The 17,286-nt window shown below is 38.9% G+C and carries 18 protein-coding genes; 3 read left to right on the top strand and 15 right to left on the bottom strand.

Annotated features, from left to right (window positions below):
* Positions 1 to 124 precede the first annotated feature (124 nt).
* From ACFX4H_RS25015 to ACFX4H_RS25005, 3 genes are all read right to left on the bottom strand, one after another.
* On the bottom strand, positions 125 to 832 hold the full coding sequence (locus ACFX4H_RS25015; RefSeq protein WP_377436454.1) for an aspartate/glutamate racemase family protein: 708 nt from the start codon (positions 830 to 832) through the stop codon (positions 125 to 127).
* 123 nt (positions 833 to 955) lie between these two features.
* Positions 956 to 1,564: a TetR/AcrR family transcriptional regulator gene (locus tag ACFX4H_RS25010; protein ID WP_377436453.1), complete on the bottom strand. Its 609-nt coding sequence runs from the start codon at positions 1,562 to 1,564 to the stop codon at positions 956 to 958.
* Positions 1,565 to 2,408: 844 nt separating this feature from the next.
* Positions 2,409 to 2,615: a hypothetical protein gene (locus ACFX4H_RS25005; RefSeq protein ID WP_034313159.1), complete on the bottom strand. Its 207-nt coding sequence runs from the start codon at positions 2,613 to 2,615 to the stop codon at positions 2,409 to 2,411.
* Positions 2,616 to 2,929: 314 nt separating this feature from the next.
* Here ACFX4H_RS25005 and ACFX4H_RS25000 point away from each other — a divergent pair, with 314 nt between their 5' ends.
* Together ACFX4H_RS25000 and ACFX4H_RS24995 are read left to right on the top strand one after the other, a co-directional pair.
* Positions 2,930 to 3,436, top strand: coding sequence for a DinB family protein (locus tag ACFX4H_RS25000; protein ID WP_241637623.1), 507 nt, complete (start codon positions 2,930 to 2,932; stop codon positions 3,434 to 3,436).
* Between the two features lie 43 nt (positions 3,437 to 3,479).
* Complete coding sequence (locus ACFX4H_RS24995) at positions 3,480 to 3,650, top strand: hypothetical protein (RefSeq protein ID WP_170946962.1); 171 nt, start codon at positions 3,480 to 3,482, stop codon at positions 3,648 to 3,650.
* Positions 3,651 to 3,686: 36 nt separating this feature from the next.
* Here the strand turns inward: ACFX4H_RS24995 and ACFX4H_RS24990 are convergent, their stop codons facing one another.
* From ACFX4H_RS24990 to ACFX4H_RS24970, 5 genes are all read right to left on the bottom strand, one after another.
* Positions 3,687 to 4,415, bottom strand: coding sequence for a GntR family transcriptional regulator (locus ACFX4H_RS24990; protein WP_063591579.1), 729 nt, complete (start codon positions 4,413 to 4,415; stop codon positions 3,687 to 3,689).
* A 68-nt stretch (positions 4,416 to 4,483) separates the two neighbouring features.
* Positions 4,484 to 5,266 carry a fructoselysine 6-kinase gene (frlD, locus tag ACFX4H_RS24985; RefSeq protein ID WP_241637624.1) on the bottom strand — a complete coding sequence of 261 codons (783 nt, stop codon included), beginning with the start codon at positions 5,264 to 5,266 and terminating at the stop codon, positions 4,484 to 4,486.
* A 57-nt stretch (positions 5,267 to 5,323) separates the two neighbouring features.
* Complete coding sequence (locus ACFX4H_RS24980) at positions 5,324 to 6,337, bottom strand: SIS domain-containing protein (RefSeq protein WP_377436451.1); 1,014 nt, start codon at positions 6,335 to 6,337, stop codon at positions 5,324 to 5,326.
* 133 nt (positions 6,338 to 6,470) lie between these two features.
* A complete protein-coding gene (locus tag ACFX4H_RS24975) occupies positions 6,471 to 7,814 on the bottom strand; it encodes an amino acid permease (RefSeq protein WP_377436450.1) in 1,344 nt (447 codons plus the stop codon).
* 24 nt (positions 7,815 to 7,838) lie between these two features.
* Positions 7,839 to 8,657: a TIM barrel protein gene (locus ACFX4H_RS24970; RefSeq protein ID WP_377436449.1), complete on the bottom strand. Its 819-nt coding sequence runs from the start codon at positions 8,655 to 8,657 to the stop codon at positions 7,839 to 7,841.
* 518 nt (positions 8,658 to 9,175) lie between these two features.
* Here ACFX4H_RS24970 and ACFX4H_RS24965 point away from each other — a divergent pair.
* A complete protein-coding gene (locus tag ACFX4H_RS24965; RefSeq protein WP_034313176.1) occupies positions 9,176 to 10,666 on the top strand; it encodes a DHA2 family efflux MFS transporter permease subunit in 1,491 nt (496 codons plus the stop codon).
* A 509-nt stretch (positions 10,667 to 11,175) separates the two neighbouring features.
* Here the strand turns inward: ACFX4H_RS24965 and ACFX4H_RS24960 are convergent.
* The 7 genes from ACFX4H_RS24960 to ACFX4H_RS24930 form a co-directional block, all read right to left on the bottom strand.
* Complete coding sequence (locus ACFX4H_RS24960; protein WP_318262233.1) at positions 11,176 to 11,934, bottom strand: response regulator transcription factor; 759 nt, start codon at positions 11,932 to 11,934, stop codon at positions 11,176 to 11,178.
* 5 nt (positions 11,935 to 11,939) lie between these two features.
* Entirely contained in the window at positions 11,940 to 13,181 is a 1,242-nt protein-coding gene (locus ACFX4H_RS24955) for a sensor histidine kinase (RefSeq protein WP_340875879.1), read from the bottom strand.
* Between the two features lie 440 nt (positions 13,182 to 13,621).
* Positions 13,622 to 14,056 carry a GlcG/HbpS family heme-binding protein gene (locus ACFX4H_RS24950; protein WP_241637628.1) on the bottom strand — a complete coding sequence of 145 codons (435 nt, stop codon included), beginning with the start codon at positions 14,054 to 14,056 and terminating at the stop codon, positions 13,622 to 13,624.
* Complete coding sequence (locus ACFX4H_RS24945; RefSeq protein WP_095394189.1) at positions 14,043 to 14,408, bottom strand: glycerol dehydratase reactivase beta/small subunit family protein; 366 nt, start codon at positions 14,406 to 14,408, stop codon at positions 14,043 to 14,045. Before ACFX4H_RS24945 ends, ACFX4H_RS24950 begins: the two co-directional genes overlap by 14 nt.
* A complete protein-coding gene (locus ACFX4H_RS24940; RefSeq protein WP_377436447.1) occupies positions 14,405 to 16,243 on the bottom strand; it encodes a diol dehydratase reactivase subunit alpha in 1,839 nt (612 codons plus the stop codon). Before ACFX4H_RS24940 ends, ACFX4H_RS24945 begins: the two co-directional genes overlap by 4 nt.
* 4 nt (positions 16,244 to 16,247) lie before the next feature.
* Entirely contained in the window at positions 16,248 to 16,694 is a 447-nt protein-coding gene (locus ACFX4H_RS24935; protein ID WP_241637630.1) for a diol dehydratase small subunit, read from the bottom strand.
* A gap of 10 nt (positions 16,695 to 16,704) precedes the next feature.
* The gene (locus ACFX4H_RS24930; RefSeq protein ID WP_241637631.1) at positions 16,705 to 17,283 is read right to left on the bottom strand and encodes a propanediol/glycerol family dehydratase medium subunit; all 579 of its coding nucleotides are present in this window, start codon (positions 17,281 to 17,283) and stop codon (positions 16,705 to 16,707) included.
* Between the last annotated feature and the right edge of the window lie 3 nt (positions 17,284 to 17,286).

The raw sequence follows: 17,286 nt of genomic DNA, 5'->3' as shown, positions 1-17,286 counted from the left end.
ATCAATCAACTAGGAGATTTCCCTGCTTTTTAATGCTCTTTTGTATGATGGATACAATTTTTTTCGAATATTCAGTCAATTATCTCCATATGAATAAAACCTTTTAGGTATCCTCCTTAAAAGTCTATGAACGTTTTACTCTCTGTTTAGAAGGTGGAGTCATGTAGGTCAAGCGGCTTTGTTTAACCCCCATAGCAATTAAAATTTCAAGCATCTTTGTGGCTGCAAATGCGGGATCGATAACTGGAACATCATAACCTTTTTGCGATAATCGTTCCTGAAGCTCCGCTGCAATACCCATAAAGCCTGTACATCCTAACACTAAAGCATGGGCATTATCCTGTTCAATCGCTTTTATCATTTCGTCAAACAATGCATTTTTTAACTTTTCCTTGTCTTGAACTTCCAGAACAGGAATATTTACATATCTAATAGAAGCGACATTCCCATCTACACCAAGAGTTTTGCTTATGTTTTCAATCATGGGCACAACGTTGGGCAGCACCGTTACAATAGAAAAGGATTTTGCTAATGAGCTCGCAACAAGCATGGAAGACTCACACGGTCCAACAACTGGGATATTCAATATTTCTCTTGCAGGCTTCACACCTGGATCTCCAAAACAATCACTAATTACACCCTGATACCCCTCTTCTTCAGCCTGCTTTGCTTTTTCCAGGAAATTAGGTATACATAGTGCTTCATCATATTCGCTTTCAATTGATTCAGGCCCATAATCAAGATTGCAAACCCCTACTTCAGTGTTTTCGGTAACATATGATTTAATCTCTCTTCTAATTTCTTCATTAAAAATGTCCGATATAACCGGCATGATTACTTTAATTTTAATTGGAATACACTCCTTTATTTTTATTAGACCTGCTAAACCAATTTTAATTCTTTGTCATGATTTCATTATTTATATCACCCCCTTTTAGGCAACCATTCCGTTTGGCTATTCACTTTTGGACAGTGGCCCATATTTCCTCTCTATATCTCTAAACATGGAGCTGATGAATCGATCTGCAATCTGAACTTGTTCCATTAAATCCTGTCCCTCATACAAGTTAATACCCCAGAATAATCCATTCCCGAGTAAAACAAATTGCTTAATGATTTGGTCCATTTCGTCAGTAGAAAGGCTCGGATAACTCTGCCTCAAGAGATCCTCAAGTGAACTGACCATCCAATCATTAAAATGTAACAAATACTTTTGTAAATATAATTTAATTTCCGGAATGGGTGATGTAACCAACGATATATATGCCATAGTCCCTTGCTCATCATCTTTGTGATACTTAACGATCCCATGAAGCATTTCACTAAAAATCCGATCAACAGATCGTGAACTTGATTCAGCTAAAATTCGTTTCATTTCAGCTAAATGGTTATCAAGTAAATGTTGAAATGCAGCAATAAATAATTCCTCTTTGTTTTTATAAAAAAAATAAATGGATGCTGGTTTTATTCCCACTTCATCCGCAATTTTCTTCATGGTAGCTCCTTGGTATCCATGTAGTGAATAATGCAAAAGAGCTGCATCTATTAATTCTTGCCTTTTCAATTCATCCCCACCTAACGTTTATTAGGTAAATTATAAAACGTATATTTCAGAAAAACAATAATTTTCTGATTTTTTTGTTGAATAACTAAAATCGTGATTACAGGAGTTATACAGGAATCACCACATTGACCTAATAAATATTTTTTACATGGATAAATGTTAGTGAAGTCCAACAGTCGTTTTCTTTTTGTATTAATGGACAAGAGTTATCCATAATGGCAGTCCAGCTGGTATCATCCAGCTTCCGCCCTAACCTCTTGACTTAAAGCGGACTTCTTAAAAAACCTTAATTTTCGAGTGATTTTTTATTATGCCTCAAGAAATTCGTCACTGGTCAAAACAAACTAATCCTTTTGCAGCATCGGCATTAGTATGTACTTTTTGTTGGATCCAGATAGCCGATTCACGGTTCAAAAATCATTTTGTTTATATTTCCAAAAAAACAAAAAATCCATTTATCATTAAATAATGAAAAATGGATTTTAATAAACTTTTATAAGATTCTAGTTAAACACCCAGGTAATCCGTTTTAAAGACTCTTCCGACTGCGCATAGAAATCTACTGATAAAGGTTAGAAAAATTGAAAAATCACGGAGGTTCTGCAATGAATACAAAGGTTTTGCTTATTTATACCCATTTTTCACCTAATAAATATATGCATGATCATAAATCTCCTCTCTCCTTATATTTTTACATTTATTATTATAAGGAGGAGGATCATTTAGCAAGCTACAGGTTATAAACGGTTCTCTTATTTACACTTTTAAACGTTAAGAATTTCGTTGTAATGAAGGAGAATAAATTCGAAAACGAAATAATCATTTCCCTCCAGAGGGGATGCAATTACATTGTTTCATAGTTTTTTATTTCAAATTCATTTAAAGGCCGATTAATCGACTTACTCAATTTTTTACTAAGCTCTTGGTAATCCTTAGTATCATTGGGATCTATACCTTCCCTGACGTTTAGTATCTCGTATCGGTCATACTGTTCTGGAATAAGTTTTCCGTCTACATGGATATAAAGCCTATATTTGATCCTCAGATTCATATTACCATCTCCTTTACTATCAGTTCGATATTGGGTGCTATTTTCCTGCAAGAAAAAAAGCCTATATGTGATGCTCCACTATCTATTCATTTATAACCCGAATGTTCGTAGCTCGTATTATCTCAAAACCTCTTATTTATATATATATTACATTTGAGGAGCACATATACCCGAAGAATCATAAGGAGGAATTGTTATATAAATTATAGAACAGCATATTAATGAATATGCTGTATTGAATATACCTGAATACTTTGTTCTTACTGCATAAATTGTCCAATACGAAAAAACTTGTGTTTATGGAGGTTTTTTTAATGAATCACCCCGAGCCAGTATTAGAAATGTATAACTATCACGCATGGGCAAATGGAGTCATCATCGATCGGTTAAATGAACTTCCAGAACACATTTACCATAAGGAAATCCAGAGTGGTTTTTCGTCGGTATCAAAAGTGTTGTCTCACATTTATCTGACAGATTACACGTGGTTTGATATTATCTCTGGTATAAGTATGGATGAAGCAATGGCATCTTCTAGTGAATTAAAAAAAGAGGTGGAAAAGAAAAGTATTGAGGAAATGAAAAAAATATTTATAGACTTGTACGAAAGAAACAAAGCACTTCTGAGTACAGTGGATATGGAAAAGATAATGGTTGTGGATAACCCATATGCTGGGTCGCTTGAAACTACCATTTCCGAATCGGTATTACACCTTGTCACTCACGGATCATATCATCGTGGCAATATAGCTACCATGTTACGGCAAATGGGGCACACTTCCGTTATGCAAGATTTTGGTCTTTACCTTTATACAAAATAGAACACTAAACTATATACCATTTCCTGAATAGGGGGATGTACCGATGGATGAACTAGTTGGCTCTTGTGTTCGCTGTGCACATGATGTGTATTGTACGGCTGGTTTTCTGAACGGTATTCTTTTAGATAACAAGAATATCTTATGCTTTAATTGTAAGGATATTTTAAATGCGATGATCAAAGAAGAAAGTTTGGAGGAGGAAAATCAAAACTAGATGTTTAAATAGGTCATGCCAAATTAATGGCATGACCTATTTTGCCCGATGAACAGTCAGATTGACCTTGTTGGTTTCACACATGAACGTCGAGAGGTGCACAGGCTGGTCGTTTGCATCGAAAGCAATCTTCACTATTCTAAATAAATTTGCGCCAATATCGCATTCTAAATATTTAGCATGGATTTTTGTAGCACCAATCACGTCTATAATTTTATCGTTACTGACTATTTCGGTATGGTAATCTTCCAATAGGATCTTATAAGTTGATTCATCCCTTGCAATCTTCTTTTCCAAATCCGGAAAACGAAGTAACGAATAATGAGCGGTATCGTAGAAAAGCGGACGCTCATCTACATACATGAGTCGCTCCAGTTCGAGAACGGGGCTTCCTTCTTCAATGAGGAGATGACCTGCAACATCTTTTGGTGCTGCTATGACCTCACTTTTTAAAATCCGGGAATTCGGTATCTTCCCAAGCTGATGACTAAACTCTGAGAATCCACTTATGGATAACAACTCATTATGAAACTTATTAGATGCAACAAAGGTACCCCTGCGCGGAATACGTGTCAGTGTTCCTTCCTTAACCAATTCCTCGATTGCTTTTCGAATGGTGATGCGGCTAACGTTATAAGTTTCACAAAGTTCTGCTTCGGTTGGGATTTGTTCATCTGGTTTGTATTTACCGTTCTGAATATCATTCTTCAACATTTGCCTTATTTGCATATATAGTGGCTGGGGAGTTGAAGGATTTAAATTCATATTAGATTCATCCTTATCCGTAAAAAATTTATTATTTACTACCTATTATACATGATTTACAGTCCCAGTCACCACGCACCGAAATAGCTAATGGTTTTCGCAGCAGACTCTGTACCCAATTCTAAGCAATTTCCGATAGATTGCCCTTTCAATAATCCATAAATAAAACCGGATATGAAGGAATCCCCCGCACCCATTGTATCCACCACATTCGCTTCAACGGCACCGCATTGATAAAATTGAATGCCGTCATAGGCAAGTGAACCATTTTCACCTAAAGTGGCGACCGCAATTTTAGATCCTTGATTTTTTACATCTTTTAAAAATTTGCGGATAAAAGCATCATCCTTCGTATAAGAGAAAAAAGGATAATCAACAAACTGTGGTAAAGTCTTCACTAGATCGTGATCTAGCTGATCTGAGAAATCAAAAGACGTGAGCATTCCATTTTCTTTAAATAAGGAATAGTACTTATCCGCATGTCCCCAAATCCCTGAATGTATGAGCTGGTATGTTTGAATGTAATGGAGTTCTTCCGTCGTTAAGCGGAAATGTTTCATGACACCTTCATCGTATTCTCCAAACCTGCGGTCATTTCCTACCATTTCAACAAAGGTAACAGCTGTTTTTCCTTCTTTCCGCGAAAGATGAGAAATATCAACACCTTTTTCCTGTATCGCTTTAACCATTTTTTCACTGTATTGATCGGAGCCCACCCAGCCGATATAAGCAGATTCAGCACCTAACCCTCTTAAATAGACAGCCACATTTAAAGGATTACCGCCAGGATAGACCTCCCCGCTCTTTTGATAAACATCCATACAGTTATCTCCGACTGTAACCGTTCTCATCATTTTCCCCCGCTTTCTTTAAACTTAAGAGCACTACTAAGTAGTGCTCCACTTATCTTAATATTCCATTTGGCGATAGTATCTTCTAAGTGTTAATGGATGATTTCTCTCACGCTCAAGGTATACGCTGATTCGACTTAATACTGACCAGTTGATGCTAACTGAAAAGTGCTTTCTGAATTCTTCACTGATGCCTTCCATTTCAAAGCTTTTGGTATCAATAACCGCTATATTTTTTGAGATTTTTTCTACAAATCTCTCTACACGGTCCATCAGTGGTCTAGTTTCATCTTCCCCTTTTAATAAAATAACACTTGTATCTTCAACAACAAGTTCAAGCGTACCATGGAAAAACTCTGCAGCGTGGATGGATTTCGCTTGGATCCATTGCATTTCCTCTAAAATGCACATGGCATATGAATAAGTGTTTCCCCATAGGTTACCAGAACCGACCATCATGTGGTAATCCGTGTCTTTATGTGTAATGGCGAATTCCTCTGCTTTTTTGTCAAAAGATTTAACGGCATCTAGAATTGCACGCGGAAGTAGAGAAACCTCCTTCTTGAATTGTTCATATTGCGGGAATTCATTGTTGTTATGCATGAAACGGAAGACGACCATGTACAAAAGCATAAAGAAAGTATCAAAAGAGTGCGTTTCAGAACCAGTCGTTATACAGTAATCCGCAATTTGTGTTAACGGAGTATTTGGCTCTGCAACTAAAGCGATTGTAGTGGCGCCTTTTTCTTTACAATATTCAGCCGCTGCAACTGTTTCTTGAGTAGTCCCGGATACAGATGTAAAAATGCAGACTGAATCTTTGCTGAAATGCTTATGATTCATCACCATGAACTCAGCAGCAATTTCTGCATGGACATCGATGGTAGAATTTGATTTTAAAATGTATTCATATGGATACATCATGGCTATGGTGCCACCAGCACCGATAAGGAAAATATTGCTGTAACCCCTTTTTGTGATTCCATCTACGATTTCTTCAATCTGGCCTCTAAAAGCAAGGCCCTCTTTTTCTACAAGATTTAGAAATAACTCCTCATCAAACTTTAGCATTAACAGCTTCCTCCCTTATCCCCGTTTATTTGTTATGCCTTGTATTATATCTAAACATAATAATTTGCACAATCGTTTTATTTTAAAATTTTTTGGTTTATCAAAAGAAGGCCTAACTTCCCTTATCATTCTGCTAAGCCACGATATCGCTGTCGTTATTTTTCTTTAATCCATATTTCCTTTCCCAATAATAGTATACCGGCAGACCTGTTACGATAACGATCAGCGCTGCAATCACTCCTTGAATAGGCGCCCAAGTAAATGTTCCCCAGGCCAGCCATGATGCTCCAAGAATAGCTAAAACCGTCGTTAACCTCCACATTGGCATACGATAGATTGGATTATAATCATCCCTTTTACGGCATTTATAAACAGCGGCAAAGTCCAGGATGTTAATTACCAATTGAATCAGCGTGAAATAGCCAAGTAACACAGTTAAATTACTGAAGCACACAAGTATACATGCATATGTAACCTGAACGATGATAGAGAAACTTGGAGTTTCATATTTAGGATGAACTCTTGCAAAACGTTGAAAGAATAGTCCGTCCTTTGCCATTGCGTACTCTAGGCGGGGCTGAAACATTATGCAAGAACTCAGCGAACCCAAGATAACAATAATCGCCGTAATCGCCACGAATGATGATGCAATATCAGATAATCCCGGAATATATTTTACAGCTTCAGAAACAGCCGCATTGGAGTTGATTAATTCATCAAACGGCATCAAACCGATGACACAAACGGCTAACAGTGTATATAAAGCCAACACGATGAATACCGAACTAATAAGAGCTCGTGGAAGTATTTTCCCTGGATTTTTGAACTCCCCAGCCATGAAACAAATCGCAGCCATTCCCGTATATGCCCATGTGGTTGCGGATACACCACCTATTAAACTTGACTTTTGGGCACCAGGTCCTGGTGTATAAGCAAAGTTATCAGGGTTCATGTACATAATTCCCAAGACAATGACAATCAGGAAAGGAATGATCTTGATAGCCGTGATAATGACTTGGAAAAGACCTCCTTCCTTAACACTTCGATAATGAATCGACGTGATGAGCAGGATGATCGCAATACCCAATAATTTCCCGGCGACCCCAGAGAAAAATGGGAAAAAGGTTGCTAAATAAGAAACGATCGCTAAAGCCATAATCGATATGGATGGAGGATCCAACGCCCAGAAAGTGGCCCATCCATATAAAAATGCCAGAGGCCTCCACCCAGCTTTATTCAAATAAACGTAACCGCTTCCATTTTGGGGGTATGCTGTCGATAACTCCGCCAGCACCATTACTTGCGGAATGGCAATCACCCCGCCTATTATCCAGGCTAGAATGGAAATGGAAGGAGTACCCGCAGCCTTTGCAACATCACCGGATGAGACAAAAATACCCGACCCTATAGTAGTTCCAACAGCAATAGCCAGAGCAGACCAAAAACCCAGTTTTCGTGTAAGTGTGCCATTACTCATAAAGAGTTCCTCCAAATTAGATGATTAAATTCCCAATTCCCTAACTTTTTCAATTGATTTCTTGATTGCATCGCTTGGATTTTGATAATAATTTGATCCCATAATCTCTAAAGTACAACTTCCTTTGTAACGATGGCTTTGAAGGCTTGTTAAATATTCCCTCCAATTTAAAACACCATCATCAAGTGCCAAATGTGCATCTGATTGACCATCTCCATCGATTAGGTGAAAATGGCATAATTCGGGAAGAAAGGAAAAGTACTCATCAGGTGTTTCACCTGCCAGTTGCATGGAAACCGTATCTATCATTCCTTTTAGTGAAGGAGATTGGATTTCCACTAACATTTTCTTTAGCCCTTTAGAGTCAATTACGAGATTGGATTCATGCTTTGTCAATGGCTCTAAAGCAAGAATCAAACCTTCCTTCTCAGCTACTTTGGTTAATTGAAAGATTGTGTCACTTGCATACTTCCATGATTCGTCTTGTGAAACAGAAAAGTCCCCTATTCCAGAAGTGATAAGCATCATGTTTGTGTCTAACTCCAACGCGGCGTAAAGATTCTCCATAAAATATTCCATGCTTTTTTTCCGCCAATTAGCATCCGAGGATGCAATGTTATAAGGATAAATACATTGTTCTGGAGTATAGCAGATGATTTTCATATTTCTAGACTTAATTTCCCTTCTCAAACTCCTTATATTTCCTAATATGTTTCGATAAACATACAAATGTGGTTCCCCACCCCATAACTCAATGCTATTAATCCCAAGGTTGTCCATGCAATCCAAAAAATAATGAAAAGGGAAATGCCTAAAAGTTATATTCATCCCTGCAATATTCAATTATTTCACCCCCTCATAATGTTTTATTTGTTATGCTTTGTATTATAATTAACCAGTACATTGATTGCAATAATTATTTTGAATATTTAAAAATTAATTATTCATAAAATACGGAAAAGTCGTGATTTTATTATTCAACATTAATTAACTATTTTTTAGTGAATACGAATGGTAGAATGTTAAAGTATTTATACCTAGTGCACAAATTTCTCTGGGACATTTTAAGTATTATATGGGGGATTATTGTTTGAAATATGATATACCTGTAGAATGGATGTTAACCTGGGGGATTTCCAAGAGATAATGTATCCTGAACTATTTTCAAGTGAGTGGTTAATAAAGAATAAACACCTCAAAAAAAGCCGTAATTGAGGTGGATCTCCTTAAATGCTGTATTTTTACCGGAAAATATAGGTGGGTTTACACTAATACTTCGTGAGACGAATTAGTTTCTAAACTTTTAAAAATAGCAGGCAGTACAATTTGTACTATCCTAGCGGAAAGGACGTGCCATAATAATGAATCACGACAAAACAGCCATCACTAAAGTACGTACAGGTCCCATGTTTGCGGTGATGCTGGCTGGTGCTCTAGTCGCTTTCTTAAATCAGACTTTAATTAATATCGCATTGCCTCAATTAATGACTCATTTTGACATATCAGCTGCAACAGCGAATTGGCTTACTACTATTTTCTTATTGGTCAATGGGATTGTCATCCCGATTACCGCTTTCTTAATGGAACGATTTAATACAAGACAATTATATCTAGCTTCGATGGGACTCTTCGCCTTAGGAACTTTTTTATGTGGAATTGCCCCCAGCTTCTCCGTCTTATTGATCGGACGTGTGGTTCAAGCAGCAGGTGCGGGGATTTTGTTCCCGTTGATCACAAATGTGATTTTCACTTTATTTCCGCCTAACAGACGCGGTTTCGCAATGGGTATATTTGGTATCGCGATGAATTTTGCCCCAGCTGTAGGACCTACACTATCAGGATGGATTATTCAAAACTACTCTTGGCGGGTTCTGTTTTTTATCATTTTCCCATTTGCCCTGCTTGACTTCATCTTTGCCATTTTCATCATTAAAAAAGTAGGGAAAACCAGCCGGCCTAAACTCGATAAACTGGGTGTAATTCTATCCACTATCGGATTCGGCGGGGTTCTATATGGATTTGCTACTGGCGGTACCAAGGGCTGGGGCAGTCCCGAAGTACTGACGATGTTCCTTGTTGGAGGAATCAGTTTAGTTTTATTTGTCTGGAGGCAATTTACTGTATCTCATCCTATTTTGGAATTTAGAATTTTTCGATATCGGATGTTCACTTTAACGACAATCATCAACATCATCGCAACCATGGGTATGTTCTCTGGAATGATCATCATGCCGATCTATATGCAGAATATCCGTGGGTTCACTCCGATGGAATCCGGTCTCATGCTATTGCCTGGCGGGATTTTAATGGGGATCATGTCTCCTATCACAGGTAAGCTGTTTGATCGATTTGGTGCGAGATGGCTTGCGGTGAGCGGACTTGCCATCACTATCATTACAACCTATCTTTTAACGCGGCTTCAAACAGATACGTCCTATTCTTATGTGGTGTGGGTATATACCATTAGAATGTTCGGAATGTCGATACTGATGATGCCTATCTTCACAGCCGGATTAAATGAATTGGCACTTAGCCTAAATAAATATGGCACAGCAATGGTCAATACATTGAGAATGGTGGCAGGTGCTGTTGGCATGGCATTCTTTGTGTCCATCATGACAAACCAAGGAACGAAACATGTTCAGGAAATCTTATCTCAAAGGAACATATCACCGGATAATACATCACAAATGGCGATGGCAATTAAACAAGGCAGCGTAATGGGAGTGGATGATGCATTCATGATAGCAACAGGTTTGACCATAGTTGCATTCATACTTGCCTTTTATATCCGGCAAACTTCACCACAAGAAGATACCATAACAAATCGCCTATCAAAAAAAACATCTTGAATAAAAAAAGGCTAAATCCAACCTATTTTCCAAGGTAAAAAAAATTCTTATATTATTAAACTGACTTGCCCCATGCAAACAAGGCAAAAAAAGAGACTCTTTTAGTGTCTCTTTTTTTTTGCCCTAATTACATCATGGCCTCAACGTGAACGCCTTTATTTTGATTAGCGTACCCCATGTGAATTAAAAATACTAATGGAACAGGCGGGTAAAAAGGCTGGAGGAAAAATTGTAAAGGTAAAGATAAAGTAAGAAGAAAGCTAAGGAGTAACATTCTGACTTTTATTACGAGCGTAGAATATTTGCTCAGCAAATTGTTCCTTCTACCCGAAGGCGCTACTGTAAGTTTTAGAGGTTGCATCAAGCAACCGTCATGCAGGCTCGATGCCTGCTCTAAATCGAGAAAAAAGGTTTTTTTTCTCCATGCATGAACGCACCAGCTGACGATCCAGCCGGTGTGCCTCCAGGTAATTCAACTCTTTCTTGTGTTCCATTGCAAAAAATCTACTTTACATCACAAAATTATTGAATGTATTGATTCTTTTCTTTCTTGACAAAAGAGATTTCTGCTGAAATTGCGTAGGTGTGATTCCTTCGTATTTTTTGAACACCCTAGCAAAATAATTGGAATCGGTAAATCCGCATTTCTCGCTTATTTCCATTACAGTTTCCCTACTGTAGCTAAGATGCTGTTTCGCTTTTTCCAGCCGACGGGACGTTATATAGTGAGTGATAGTGCAGCCCGTCTCTTGTTTAAACAGTCTGCTGAGGTACTGACCGTTAAGGTAAACTAATCTAGATAATGTGTCTAAGTTTAAATCTAAATGAAGATGGTTTTCTATATATTCTATAAGGGTTACAACATCGTCATGCGTGCAGGATGCTTTTAAAGAGGGTGGAGCCGGGCTTTTTACCACCGGTATATATTTAATTAATGTTTGTCTGATCTCATTCTGATGAGCTGGTTTTAATAAATAATCATCTGCTTCCAATTTACTCGTCCGGTTGGCTAAGTCACACTCATCATACGCTGTAAGGAAAATGATGCGACAGTCTGGAACATCGTTTTTGATTATTTCTGCTGCTGCCAAGCCATCCATAATAGGCATTTTAATATCCATTAGAACGATATCCATGCGATTTTGCTTCGCCAGGTCTACAGCATCCGCTCCATTTTTAGCTTCAAATAAGTGGCTTATTGCGAGGTTTTCTCTATTAATCATCATCGTTAATACTTCCCGTTCTAATGGTTCATCATCCACTATCATCACATTCAATACAAAACTCCTCCTGAATTTGGAAGGACGAGCCGCACCGTTGTACCAACTTCTGGTTGACTTTCAATGGCAGTAATCCCGTACTCTTCTCCAAAATAATATTGAATTCGTTTTTGTACGTTATTCATCCCAATTCCTGTGGTATGACTGTTTTTTCCCACTCCTGAGTGCGAAAAAATAGAGGCTACTTTTTCTTCCGTCATCCCCACTCCTGTATCAGAAATTTCTAACACTACGTGGTTATCTACTAAAAATCCGTGAATATTAATAACCACTCTACTATCCTGTGGCTCAAATCCATGGATGATAGCGTTTTCAATTATAGGCTGGATAGAAAGAATGGGCATTTTTATGGCTTCTGTATCAAAGTCTATTATCTCTTCGTAATGAATTTGATTACGGAAACGAGATTGTTGAATATTCAAGTAATTTCTTGTGTAATCCAGTTCTTCCCTTAATGAAACAAGCTGGTCTATATTTCGCAGGCTGTATCTCATGATTTTAGCTAGCGAGTACGTCACATTTTGTGTCTGTTCCGCATTCTCTAAATAGGCAAGTCGTGAAATGGTGTTCAAAGTGTTAAATAAAAAGTGCGGATTAATCTGTGATTGCAATACCTTTAATTGTGTTTCCTGAAGGAGTTTCTCCAGTCTGGAACGAACTTTTATCTCTTCCATTAGTTTTTGATTCTTCTCATTTAGCTCTTCTTGTACAAGGTTATTAGCGCCCAATTTGACGATATAATTGGCAACAAGCTGCAGCATTTCTGTTGATGCTTCGATCTTTTTTTGACTTGTAAATTCAATCTTTTCAAAATAAAGTTGGAGGAGTTCTTGATCAATTGGCAAGTGTTTTGTTTTCTCTCGAATCTTGTCCAACTGCTTTTCATCTTGATCTTCTAGTAACACCTGGCCACACAGAACAGATCCAAGGTGTTTATCGTTAAGAACAATAGGAGCAGCTATATCAACTAGACCAGAATGGCAATAATGGATGCTTGGCTTTGCTTGTTTAGCCGCAATCTGTCCCACCTTTTTATCAGACCATACACAGCATCGCATTCCTTCCTGTGAGGAACGCATATGTTTGCAAAAATTTGTGAAATTAGTTGGACTGGTGACAGGCACTCCTTGATCATCTGCAATGATGACTCCCAAACCAGTCACATCGGAAAATCGCTCCTGGATTTCCTGAAGAGTCTCAACATTCACAATGCTCCGTAATGTAAATGCATTCACCATGTACCTCCTTATCAATTTACTTTATATTGTGGAATTTACACTTTTTGTAACATTTATACCTATCATTATAGCTTATTCCTCTCTAGCTAAAAAGTATATTGTCTCCTTCGATAAAGGGATGGTAATGCACATAACGGGCCAATACAACGAAAGAGCTAATCCAATCATGGAATTAGCTTCACCACCCGTTCCTTAAGCTTCTACAGAAATAGATGCCTTGTTACATTCTATTTCGATATACAAGGATATTATTTCAACTTTATCACCGGATTTTGTGTAAATCTTCATTTTTTGCAATCTCTTTATTTTGTCTTTCATTTCAAACATACTAACCAATTTAACTTTCATCAAACAGATTGAATCGTTGGCTCCATGGATATTAACATGGCTATATTAACTGGATGGCAGGTAGACCTCCAATGAATACCATACGGACCCTATCTGATGAGACTAGAAGTTAATTCTATATCATTCAGCACATTAACAGCCGCTTGGGCTACTCGTATATCCTCCTCGACCGAGCCGCCGCTTACGCCAATTGCCCCAATAATTCGGCCTTTTTTGCGTAAAGGAATGCCTCCGCCGAACACGACAACCCGTCCATTATTGGTTGTATTAATACCGTAAAGTTCTTTTCCCATTCCTGCTGCCTGAGCTAAGTCTGCTGTGGGCATTTTCATTGCTACTGAAGTCCAGGCTTTGTTTTGGGCAATATCCACACTGACCAATAAAGCATCATCCATTCGATGGCAGGCTATGAAGTTCCCTCCTTCATCCACAATGCTAATGACCATAGGGACTTCGATTTCGTTTGCTACCTTTTCAGCACCCTCAATTAGTTTTTTTGCTAATTCTAAATTAATCTGCTCCATATTTTTCATCCTTTCCTATTAAAAAGATTAAGGGTAAGCCTTTGATTAGACGAGCCGCGTTCTTTCCTAATCTGCGCCCGTTTTGAAGGCTGTCCTGTAAATAGGGTTCTTCTGGTTTCAATTTTTCGTGATGTAAACATAAATCGCCATTTTGTTCAATGCCTATACCAACTTGCAAAGGGGATATAGATGCTGCTTCCCACCCTAGTTCTATAAAACTACTTGCTTTGTTCCCCTCTTGAAGTAAGAATGGAACCCCTTCTTCTTCCAAGCCCGCACACACTTCTTGAATTTGTCTAGGGGAAAGTGCGCTGTTATATAAAATTGTAATGTATACGTCTCGTTTATTCATTTGAATACCTCATGCCTGATAGAGGATAAGACCAAACCGGTTGCCACCGCATTTCTTGGGCCTTCTGTACCGCGAATATTGGCAAAACCGGCAACGATACCATACTTACCTAGTTCTTCTGTCAACATTTGTGGAATTTCAAAGTCAAGTGCCGATCCCCCCACCATGACAACAAAGGACAAGTGTTTTAAATTGCCTGTTGGGATTACTCGCTTAAGCGCACGCAGAGCATTCGTTAAAAATACTCTTCGCTTGGCGCTGCGGCGTATTTCCCTGACCTTTTCCATGGATACCTTGGTTGATAATGGCGTGAGATCTTTTTCTTCCCGAATGACTACTTTTCCGAAGGTATACGGAGGAAAAGGATCTTCAGAAAATAACATTGTTCCATCTTCTAGTTGCATATGGAACAAGCTCAGCACTTTTCCTAAAGGGAATTTTTTTATTTTTTCAGCTAGTTCCTTGTCTCTCAATGCGAGTTCAGAATTAATCAGCATCGTTACCATGTCTCCTGCACCAGCCAAGTGGCTTGAGATGATGTTGCCGGATTCATTCATCATGGCAGCATCGGTTGAGCCACCGCCCATATCGAGAATGACAATTGGTTTTCTCGTGCCGGGAGTCGTTAAGGCCCCGCGGATGGCCATTTCCGCTTCAACTCCTCCCACTTCAACCTCGATGCCCATTTCTTTTTCCAATAAAGAAGCCACTTTTTGGACCGGCACTTTATCTGTTTTGACCATGGAGGCTAATGCGACGCCACTTTCCATGGAAAGCTCACCCGCCATGGAACCGCTAATGGAGGTCGGGATTACCGCATCAACCGCTAGAAGATCTGAGATGGTAATTTCAAGGGGTGATTGTCCGGTGAGTTGAGCTAAATCATGACGGAGCCCGTTAAACATCCCTCCGACATTAGTTCCTGTTTCTCCCTTGACGTCTATCAGCGTTTCCAGTTTTTCATACTTTTTCATAATGGATTCTGCCCCATCGTTAATGGATACTTCTAGCTGCCGGTTGTTTGTCCCAATTAACATGAATCGTCCCGCTTCTATTTTCCGTTCAACGACTTCCCCCTGCGGTGTCCGGATTACTACGGCAGAACGGTTGCCAACTAATGCTTTAGCGACTAAAGCAATTTGTAACGTCTGGTCCGGATCCAACTGAAAGACAGTAGAGAGCCCGTATGGATTACTTAATGTTCGAATGACATGACCTGGTAAAGCAACTTCAATCGCGGCCAACTTTAAAAGAGGAACTTTATCAATCAACGCAACCTCATCGACGATAGGAATTTTTTTGTACAGTCGATTGTGTATTAACACCCCATCATCCTTTTGTACAATTGCCCCGGTAACAGAAATTCCTACGCTTTTTGCCTGATTTAGGCGGTGAGCCACCCATTCATAATCAAATAAATTAGGAATCACGGCGATATAATCCTGCTCTTTTTCTTCGACGTTCAACAATTGATCGATTAAAACCGTTGTCCCAACACCTAAACCGGCTCCGCCTGGGGTATCCGGATTATGGCCAATCATGGACGATTCCGTGATAATCGTTTCGCTAATAAGATCCATGGCCAAATCGCCAATGACTGGCACAGCATCATTCAATCTGATAAGATCAATATCCTTCAACTCAATATCTGCTTTTTTGACCGCTTCCTGCAAAGCAAGACGGATGCCCTTCACATTATCAGTCGTTCCTTTAATACCCGTAGTTTTGACTAAATGTTGGGAAAGAAAATATGCATGGTCCTCCTCCACACACGCGATTGCTACTTCAGTGGATGAATTGCCGATATCTACACCGGCTAAAATTTTTTTGACCACACCTTTAGTCCTCATTCTTCTTTAATCTTCCGCGTCTTTCGTACACATTTGCCGCTTCACGGATTAATTCTGCGTTTTCTGTCGCTTCGTATTCTTCTTCTAATTCATCGGCAATCGCTAAAAGCTCTTCTTTCGTAGAACGGTTCGGGCGCAAAGCATTATAGATTTCTAGTATACGGGCATCAGATATTTTGATCATTTCAGCTGCTCGGCGAAAATTTTTCGCGAGTTGTGTTCTTCCTAAACTTTCACTAATGTTTGCATGCATTTCAAGCGTTTTGGGGCTTATACGTAAATCAGCTCCTGTTATCTCTCCTTTTAAAGCAGCATCCAATGTTAAATCGTTGTAAGCCTGTTCTCTAGGTGTAAACAATAAATCCGGCCTTTTTGAACCTAGTGGATAGTCTTCTTTTGTTAGAAATTCTGTTTTTTCTTTCATTGTATTTTCCATGTTCATCCCCCTATTCTTTTATGAAAAATTCGGCTTTCAATTCAACTGGCTTCTGTTCTGGAACCAGTGACTGACACTCTTTTAAATAAAGCAATGCAGCTGCCGCCTGATATTTAGGACGTGTCATTTCGTCATTTACTACCAGTACTGGATTAGGGCTTTCCCCTAACGCATACATGGCAGCATTCCGTCCAATCTCCCGGTACATGTCTAACGTAATGACTGGAGATTGAGGGAATAATTCAAGATTACTTAGCGGATCCAAATCGCGCTGGTGGATTACAATCGTTCCCCTCGACTGCAAGCCAATGCTGATACCTGAACCACTTATTTGGGCTGCTCCATGCGCCATAAAAGCTAAGTCAGCCGTTCGCAAGCTACGAATCACCCGGGGAACGGCTCCCTGCTCTTCAATTCCAGATAGGATTTCACGCAGAACCAAAGCGTGATCAACTTTCACGATTGTTTTATTCATCTCTTTTCCAAAAGCTGGGCCTAAGGCTACTATCACTTCTCTTGCGTTCGTTCCTTTTGCTGGCGTCCCAATTTCAGTTAATTTCATTTCAATAGAAAATGTTGGTACCGTCATGTT

The organism is Peribacillus sp. YIM B13477, from assembly GCF_042787955.1.
GTDB lineage: Bacteria > Bacillota > Bacilli > Bacillales > DSM-1321 > Peribacillus > Peribacillus frigoritolerans.
This window is presented reverse-complemented; position numbering and strand designations above follow the sequence as displayed.